The following is a 7,803-nucleotide window of genomic DNA, read 5'->3' on the forward strand; positions in this document are numbered from 1 at the left end:
GAAAATCATTTCCACGATACAGAAAAAGGAGTCCGCGATGGCCACTACCCCCGTTCCCGCGAAACGCGGCAGAAAACCCGCGGCTGCCACCGCCCAGCAGGCTGGCGGTCAGGTTCAGTCGCTGACCCGCGGCCTGAAATTGCTCGAATGGATTGCCGAGTCCCACAGCAGCGTCGCGCTGACCGAGCTGGCGCAGCAGGCGGGTCTGCCCAACTCAACCACTCACCGCCTGCTGACCACCATGCAGCAGCTGGGTTTCGTTCGCCAGGTCGGCGAGCTGGGCCACTGGGCCGTCGGCGCGCATGCCTTCGTGGTCGGCAGCAGCTTTCTGCAAAGCCGCAATCTGCTGGCGATTGTCCACCCGATCCTGCGCCAGCTGATGGAGGATTCCGGTGAAACGGTGAATCTGGCGGTGCTTGACCAGAGCGACCACCAGGCGATCATTATCGACCAGGTGCAGTGCACCCAGCTGATGCGTATGTCGGCGCCAATCGGCGGAAAACTGCCGATGCACGCCTCCGGCGCCGGGAAGGCGTTCCTCTCGCAGCTAAGCGAAGAGCAGGTGACCAGCCTGCTGCACCGTAAAGGGCTGCATGCCTATACGCATGCCACGCTGGTCTCGCCGCTGCATCTGAAGGAAGATTTAGCGCAGACCCGCAAGCGGGGCTACTCGTTCGATGACGAGGAGCACGCGCTCGGCCTGCGCTGCGTCGCCGCCTGCATTTATGATGAACACCGCGAACCGTTCGCGGCAATCTCCATCTCCGGTCCCATCTCACGCATGACCGATGATCGGGTGACCGAGCTGGGCGCGCTGGTGATCAAAGCGGCGAAGGAAGTGACGCTGGCATACGGCGGGGTTAAATAAAAAAATGCCCCGCAGGGGCATTTTAAGTAGGCCTGATAAGCGTAGCGCCATCAGGCAGATCGGCGCACCTTGCCGGATGGCGGCGTAAACGCCTTATCCGGCCTACTGTCGGCGCCATAGCGCACGCTAAAACGCTGCTTACGCCGGTAAGCATAGACATCCTCCACATGACCGTTTTTAATCCGCGTCTGCAGTTCGCGCCAGTAGTCGGCACGCAGCAGGTCGGCATGCATCTCCTCAAACAGCGGCCCGATGCGCGGGTCAGCGCACAGCCAGTGGCGGAACTCCTCCGGAAACACATCCCCCGGCGAGACGCTGTACCACGGCTCGCTGGCCAGCTCATCCTCGGGATAGCGCGGCGGCGGGATCTGGCGGAAATTCACCTCCGTCATATAGCAGATTTCATCATAGTCGTAGAACACCACCCGGCCGTGGCGGGTGACGCCGAAGTTTTTAAACAGCATATCGCCGGGAAAGATGTTGGCGGCGGCCAGCTGGCGGATAGCATTCCCATACTCTTCTACCGCATCGCGCAGCGCCTGGCCGTTAACCTGCTCCAGCCACAGGTTGAGCGGCACCATTCGCCGTTCAATATACAGATGACTGATGACAATCCGGTCGCCGAGGTCGGTCAGTTTGTTCCCCGCTTCCGCCTGCAGCAGCGCCAGCAGCGCTGGCGCGATTTGTCGTTTCTCCAGCACGAAGTTTTCAAACTCCTGCGTGTCCGCCATCCGCCCGACGCGGTCATGCTCCTTTACCAGCTGATAGCAGGCGCGCACGTGGGCGGCGGTCATCTCCTTCTGCGGCGCGAAGCGGTCTTTGATCACCTTGAACACCCGGTCAAACCCCGGCAGGGTAAACACCAGCATCACCATCCCGCGAATGCCCGGCGCCTCGATAAACTGCTCATCGCAGCGAGCGATGTAGTGCAGATATTCGCGATAGCTTTCGGTTTTGGCGTGCTTCTGGCAGCCAATCGCCATATACAGCTCGGCCGTGGTTTTACCCGGCAGGATCTCGCGCAGCCATTCCACCAGAGCGCCGGGCAGGGGCGCATAAACCATAAAATAGGAACGCGCGAAGCCAAAAACGATGCTCGCTTCGGCATGGGTGGTCAGGCAGGTATCGACAAACAGCTCGCCCTCGTCGCTGCGATGGATCGGCAGCAAGAAGGGCAGCGTGGTCATCGGCATCACCAGTTTGCCCACCAGCCAGGCGGCTTTGTTGCGATAGAACAGCTCATTGGCGACCTGTAGATGACAGGTGGCGAGCGGTTCCTCCCCTAGCGCCTCCTGCAGACTGGCAATGATATAGCCGATATCCCGCGCTTTATTTTGCCACGGCAGCCGCAGCGGCAGATCGGACAGCACTTTACCCAGCAGGTGCGACCAGCCGCGCTCTGGATAGAAATCTTTCGCCAGCGGGCGCGGAAGGGTGCGAAAAGGACGCTCGGGCTGCGAGCTGAAAATAAAGAGCCGCTCGGGGGTCAGCGAGCGGTGGTCAAACAGGCGGCAGTAGACCGAATTGAAAAAGCTCTCGGCAATTTCAAAACGAGGGTAATCCGGCAGCAAACGGGTGTAGTGGGCTTTCACCCGCAGCAAAAAGTCGGCATCCGTGCTTTTTCCCTCCGTGATGCAGCGCAGCTGCTCCACCACCAGACCCACATGGTGGTCATAGAGATGGATCCGCTGTTTCATCGCCTGCTGCACCGCATGCCAGTCGGCCTGTTCAAAGCGCTGCTGCGCGCCGGAAGTCACTTCGAGAAAACGCCCATACTGAGCGTCAAATCCCTGCAATATCGTTTGGGCAATCAGTAATTCCAGACCACGCGTCATCGAACTCCCCCATCCGGTACCACGTCAGGCCGGATGGCGCGCTCGCTTATCCGGTCTGGATCCCTTCACAGGCCCGGTGAGCGTCGTGCCACCGGGCATGGCTCAAAACTGATCTTCTTCGGTCGAGCCGGTCAGCGCCGTCACCGACGAGGCGCCGCCCTGGATAATGGTAGTGACCTTGTCGAAGTAGCCGGTGCCCACCTCCTGCTGATGCGAGACGAAGGTATAGCCTTCCGGCCCGGCGGCGAATTCCGGCTGCTGCACTTTTTCAACATAGTGGCGCATCCCCTCACCCTGAGCGTAGGCATGGGCGAGGTCGAACATGTTGAACCACATGCTGTGGATCCCGGCGAGGGTAATAAACTGGTATTTGTACCCCATGTCTGACAGCTGCTGCTGGAAGCTGGCGATGGTTTTATCATCGAGATTTTTCTTCCAGTTAAACGACGGCGAGCAGTTATAGGCCAGCAGTTTGCCCGGGAAACGCGCATGAATGGCTTCGGCAAAGCGACGCGCCTGCTCGAGATCCGGTTTCGACGTTTCACACCACACCAGGTCCGCATACGGCGCGTAAGCCAGCCCGCGGCTGATCGCCTGCTCGATCCCGGCATGAGTGCGGAAGAACCCTTCGCTGGTGCGATCTCCGGTAATAAACTCACGATCGTACGGATCGCAGTCTGAGGTAATTAAATCGGCAGCGTCAGCATCGGTACGGGCGATCACCAGCGTCGGGACCCCCATCACGTCGGCAGCCAGACGCGCCGCCACCAGTTTCTGTATCGCCTCCTGGGTTGGAACCAGCACTTTACCGCCCATATGACCGCACTTCTTCACCGACGCCAGCTGATCTTCGAAGTGAACAGCCGCTGCACCGGCTTCAATCATCGATTTCATCAGCTCAAAGGCGTTCAGGACGCCGCCGAAACCGGCCTCCGCATCCGCCACGATCGGCAGGAAGTAGTCGATAAAGCGCGGATCGTTCGGCTCAATCCCGGCTGACCACTGGATCTGATCGGCGCGGCGGAAGGTATTGTTGATCCGATCCACCACCGCCGGTACCGAGTTGGCCGGGTACAGCGACTGATCCGGGTACATGCTGGACGCCAGGTTAGCATCCGCCGCCACCTGCCAGCCGGAGAGATAAATGGCTTCGATGCCGGCCTTCGCCTGCTGCAAGGCCTGGCCGCCGGTCAGCGCGCCAAGGCTGTTGATGTACCCTTTCTTCGCCTCACCGTGCAGCAGACGCCACATTTTCGCTGCGCCAAGCTGCGCCAGCGTGCACTCCGGGTTCACCGAGCCGCGTAATTTCACCACCTCTTCCGCGCTGTACGGGCGGGTAATCCCTTCCCAGCGCGGGTTCGTCCACTCTTTGTTTAATTCTTCGATTTGTTGGGTACGGGTTTTCATGTGCAGATGCTCCATATTATTTCCTGGCTCCCCAGGCGTCATTGGTGAAGGACTAAATGGCGAACAACACCATCTGGCGATTAGGCCAGCAGGCGGTAGCCCGGTAATGTCAGAAAATCAATCAGTTCGTCGGAGGTGGTGATCTGCTCCATCAGCCGCGCCGCATCGTCAAAGCGGCCATGGCTGAAGCGGTGCTCTCCCAGCTCCTCCTGAATCACCATCAGCTCTTCCGCCAGCCACTGGCGGAACAGCGCTTTCGTGACCGGCGTGCCGTCGTTCAGGGTTTTCTGATGATGGATCCACTGCCAGATAGAGGTGCGCGAGATCTCGGCCGTCGCGGCGTCTTCCATCAGGCCATAAATCGGTACACAGCCGTTGCCGGAGATCCAGGCTTCGATGTACTGCACCGCCACGCGGATGTTGGCGCGCATCCCGGCTTCCGTGCGCTCGCCCTCGCAGGGGGCCAGCAGCTGTTCGGCGGTAATTGGCGCGTCCTCGCTACGGGTCACCGAGAGCTGATTCGGCTTGTCGCCGAGCACGCGGTTAAACACCGCCATGGCGGTATCCGCCAGTCCAGGATGGGCGATCCAGGTGCCATCGTGACCGTTGTTCGCCTCCAGCTCTTTGTCGGCGGTGACTTTATTCAGCACCTGACGGTTACGCTCGGCCTCTTTACTCGGGATAAAGGCCGCCATTCCACCCATCGCAAACGCCCCGCGTTTGTGGCAGGTCTTAATCAACAGCCGTGAGTAGGCGCTGAGGAAGGGTTTATCCATCGTCACCACCTGGCGGTCCGGCAGTACGCGGTCAGGATGGTTTTTCAGCGTCTTGATATAGCTGAAGATATAGTCCCAGCGGCCGCAGTTCAGGCCGACAATATGGTCGCGCAGCGCATGCAGGATCTCATCCATCTGGAACACCGCCGGCAGTGTTTCAATCAGCAGCGTGGCCTTGATGGTGCCGCGCGGCAGGTCAAAGCGATCTTCAGTAAAGCTGAAGACATCGTTCCACCATGCCGCCTCCTGCCAGGCCTGGGTTTTTGGCAAATAGAAGTAGGGACCACTTCCTTTCGCCAGCAGCGCCTGGTAGTTATGAAAGAAATAGAGCGCAAAATCGAAAAGACTGCCGGGAATGGCCTCATTACGCCAGGTCACATGCTTTTCCGGCAAGTGCAGGCCGCGCACACGGCATACCAGCACAGCGGGATTGGGCTGCAGTTGGTAGATTTTGCCAGCCTCATTGGTGTAGCTGATGGTCCCGTTCACGGCATCGCGTAGGTTGATTTGGCCATCAATGACTTTACGCCAGTCAGGCGCCAGCGAATCCTCAAAGTCCGCCATGAAGACTTTTACGTTAGCATTCAGCGCGTTGATGACCATCTTGCGCTCGACGGGGCCGGTAATTTCAACGCGGCGATCCTGCAAATCCGCCGGGATACCGCGAATGGTCCAGTCGCCATTTCTAATGGAAGCAGTTTCCGAAATAAAATCCGGCAGCTGCCCATCGTCAATGGCCTGCTGCTGCTGCAGACGCGCGGCCAGCAGTTTATTGCGCGCCGGCGTAAAGCGGCTCACCAGTTCCGTCAGGAATTCTACCGCCTCAGGCGTTAAGATCTGCTTCTCCTGCTCGCCATAGTGCTGACTAAAGGCCAGTTCATCGGTGATTGTCGCCTGCTGCGTCATTGTGCTGCTCCTCTTGGTTGATCCGCTGGAAGCGAGCGAAAGATCGTTGTGCAGTTTTCGCTCAGCACAATTAAGACTACTCAATTAATTTTCAAAATCAAAAACAATTTCCATTTTAATTTTAAAATTAGATTAACATATTGATAACAATGAAATTAAAGTTATCATCAGCCATGAGGTGAATTTCGGAAATAAAAAAGGCACCCGAAGGTGCCAGAGGCAAAGTGCTGAAACGCTTTAGGATCGTTTCGTGCGGAGTATTACTCCAGCGTTGGATTCATATGACGCAGATCGTATGGTGTAATCTGGTAGACGTAATAGTTCAGCCAGTTAGCGAACAGCAGATTACCGTGGCTCCGCCAGGTGGCGCGCGGTTTGTTCTGCGGGTCGTTTTGCGGAAAATAGTTGTGGGGAACCTCAGGGTTCAAACCGGCTTCCACATCGCGGAAATATTCACTTGCCAGGGTATTGGCATCGTACTCGGGGTGGCCGGTGACAAAGGCTATACGCTTATCTTTACTGGCGAACAGATACGCATCGCCCTCTTCCGTCTCCGCGAGGATCTCGAGATCGGTATAATCCCGGATAAGCCCTGCCGGAAAGTCAGCATAGCGTGAGTGTGGGGCCAGGAAAGAGTCGTCGAAACCGCGGGTCAGTAAAGCGTGTGGATGAAGAATATGGTGTTCATAAACGCCAGAAATCTTTTCGGCGCGGGTCTGCTTGGGAATGCCGTACAGAATATTCAGCGCGGCCTGAACCGCCCAACAGACGAACAGCGTCGAAGTGACGTGATCCTTGGCCCACTCCAGCACCTGTTTGATCTGCGGCCAGTAAGCGACATCATTAAATTCAACCAGGCCTAAGGGAGCGCCGGTGACGATCAGGCCGTCGAAGTTCTGATCGCAGATCTCATCGAAATTGCAGTAAAAGTTATTCAGATGCTCCGCCGGCGTATTACGTGACTCACGCGCATCGATACGTAATAGCTGGATGTCCACCTGCAGCGGAGAGTTCGACAGCAGACGCAGGAACTGATTCTCCGTCTCGATTTTCTTCGGCATCAGGTTGAGGATTAACACCTTCAGGGGGCGGATTTCCTGAGTTGTTGCACGCGTTGTCGTCATCACAAAGACGTTTTCATTGCGCAAGAAATTGACGGCTGGTAGCTCGTCCTGCACCCGAATTGGCATAACTCTATTACCTCATAGCATACGTATAAACGTTTAGACATCCAGATAGCTGAAGATAACCAGGAATCGGGTGAATGTCGAGTCTGCATGTTCACGGTGAGAAAATTTCACGGCGCGCATTGGGTTAGAATATAAGAATGAAGAAAAGGAGAAAATATGGTTATTAGCATCCGCCGTTCCCGGCCTGATGAAGGGGATAAACTGATTGCGATCTGGTGTCGGTCAGTCGACGCCACGCACGATTTTCTGTCAAAAGCGTATCGGAGAGAGCTGGAGGAGCTGGTACGTGCCTTTACACCGGAGGCTCCGCTGTGGGTGGCGGTTAACACGGAGGACCAGCCGATCGCCTTTATGCTGCTGACCGGAGATCATATGGATGCGCTGTTCGTCGATCCGGATGTCCGCGGCTGCGGTGTGGGGAGATTGCTGATCGCGCATGCGCTGTCGTTAACGCCAACACTGACGACCAACGTAAATGAGCAGAATGAACAAGCGGTCGGGTTTTATCGGAGAATGGGTTTCAAAGTGACAGGTCGCTCTGAAACGGACGATCTGGGTCAACCGTATCCGTTATTGAATTTGATACATGAGCAGCAGGCTGAAGCAGACTACGATTGACGTCGGTAACTTTGCGGCATTGATGTCCCCTCGGCCAGCAGGTGGCCGAGGATCCGTAGCCCCGGTAAGCGCAGCGCCACCGGGGGAAGCATGTCGACACCCTCGCCGGAGGACAAAAACGCAAAAAAGCCCAGTCTTTCGACTGAGATTTCTGCTTTATTTGATGCCTGGCAGTTCCCTACTCTCACATGGGGAGACCCCAC

Annotated in this window: 6 protein-coding genes; 2 read left to right on the forward strand and 4 right to left on the reverse strand. The window is 57.2% G+C overall.

Going from position 1 to position 7,803, the window contains the following annotated elements; genetic code table 11:
- Window positions 1–37 precede the first annotated feature (37 nt).
- Complete coding sequence (gene iclR, locus ABLV54_RS16015) at window positions 38–868, forward strand: glyoxylate bypass operon transcriptional repressor IclR (protein ID WP_004206826.1); 831 nt, start codon at window positions 38–40, stop codon at window positions 866–868.
- 50 nt (window positions 869–918) lie between these two features.
- Here the strand turns inward: iclR and aceK are convergent, their stop codons facing one another.
- The 4 genes from aceK to metA all read right to left on the reverse strand — a co-directional run bounded on the left by aceK (window position 919) and on the right by metA (window position 6,982).
- The gene (gene aceK / locus ABLV54_RS16020; RefSeq protein ID WP_023291610.1) at window positions 919–2,703 is read right to left on the reverse strand and encodes a bifunctional isocitrate dehydrogenase kinase/phosphatase; all 1,785 of its coding nucleotides are present in this window, start codon (window positions 2,701–2,703) and stop codon (window positions 919–921) included.
- A 102-nt stretch (window positions 2,704–2,805) separates the two neighbouring features.
- Complete coding sequence (aceA, locus tag ABLV54_RS16025) at window positions 2,806–4,110, reverse strand: isocitrate lyase (RefSeq protein WP_004206828.1); 1,305 nt, start codon at window positions 4,108–4,110, stop codon at window positions 2,806–2,808.
- An 80-nt stretch (window positions 4,111–4,190) separates the two neighbouring features.
- Entirely contained in the window at window positions 4,191–5,792 is a 1,602-nt protein-coding gene (gene aceB / locus ABLV54_RS16030) for a malate synthase A (protein ID WP_048296420.1), read from the reverse strand.
- A 260-nt stretch (window positions 5,793–6,052) separates the two neighbouring features.
- A complete protein-coding gene (gene metA / locus ABLV54_RS16035; protein WP_004206830.1) occupies window positions 6,053–6,982 on the reverse strand; it encodes a homoserine O-succinyltransferase in 930 nt (309 codons plus the stop codon).
- Between the two features lie 156 nt (window positions 6,983–7,138).
- On the opposite strand from metA, the gene ABLV54_RS16040 reads away from it, so the two are divergent.
- Entirely contained in the window at window positions 7,139–7,600 is a 462-nt protein-coding gene (locus ABLV54_RS16040) for an acetyltransferase (protein ID WP_050533629.1), read from the forward strand.
- The last annotated feature ends 203 nt before the right edge of the window (window positions 7,601–7,803 follow it).

This window comes from Klebsiella sp. JB_Kp042, assembly GCF_040065275.1.
In the GTDB taxonomy this organism is placed as follows: Bacteria; Pseudomonadota; Gammaproteobacteria; order Enterobacterales; family Enterobacteriaceae; genus Klebsiella; species Klebsiella quasipneumoniae.

Bases quoted from the DNA above. Each gene is read 5' to 3' on its own strand.
- iclR (WP_004206826.1), top strand. From the start codon at position 38: ATGGCCACTACCCCCGTTCCCGCGAAACGCGGCAGAAAACCCGCGGCT.
- metA (WP_004206830.1), bottom strand. From the start codon at position 6,982: ATGCCAATTCGGGTGCAGGACGAGCTACCAGCCGTCAATTTCTTGCGC.
- ABLV54_RS16040 (WP_050533629.1), top strand. From the start codon at position 7,139: ATGGTTATTAGCATCCGCCGTTCCCGGCCTGATGAAGGGGATAAACTG.
- aceK (WP_023291610.1), bottom strand. From the start codon at position 2,703: ATGACGCGTGGTCTGGAATTACTGATTGCCCAAACGATATTGCAGGGA.
- aceB (WP_048296420.1), bottom strand. From the start codon at position 5,792: ATGACGCAGCAGGCGACAATCACCGATGAACTGGCCTTTAGTCAGCAC.
- aceA (WP_004206828.1), bottom strand. From the start codon at position 4,110: ATGAAAACCCGTACCCAACAAATCGAAGAATTAAACAAAGAGTGGACG.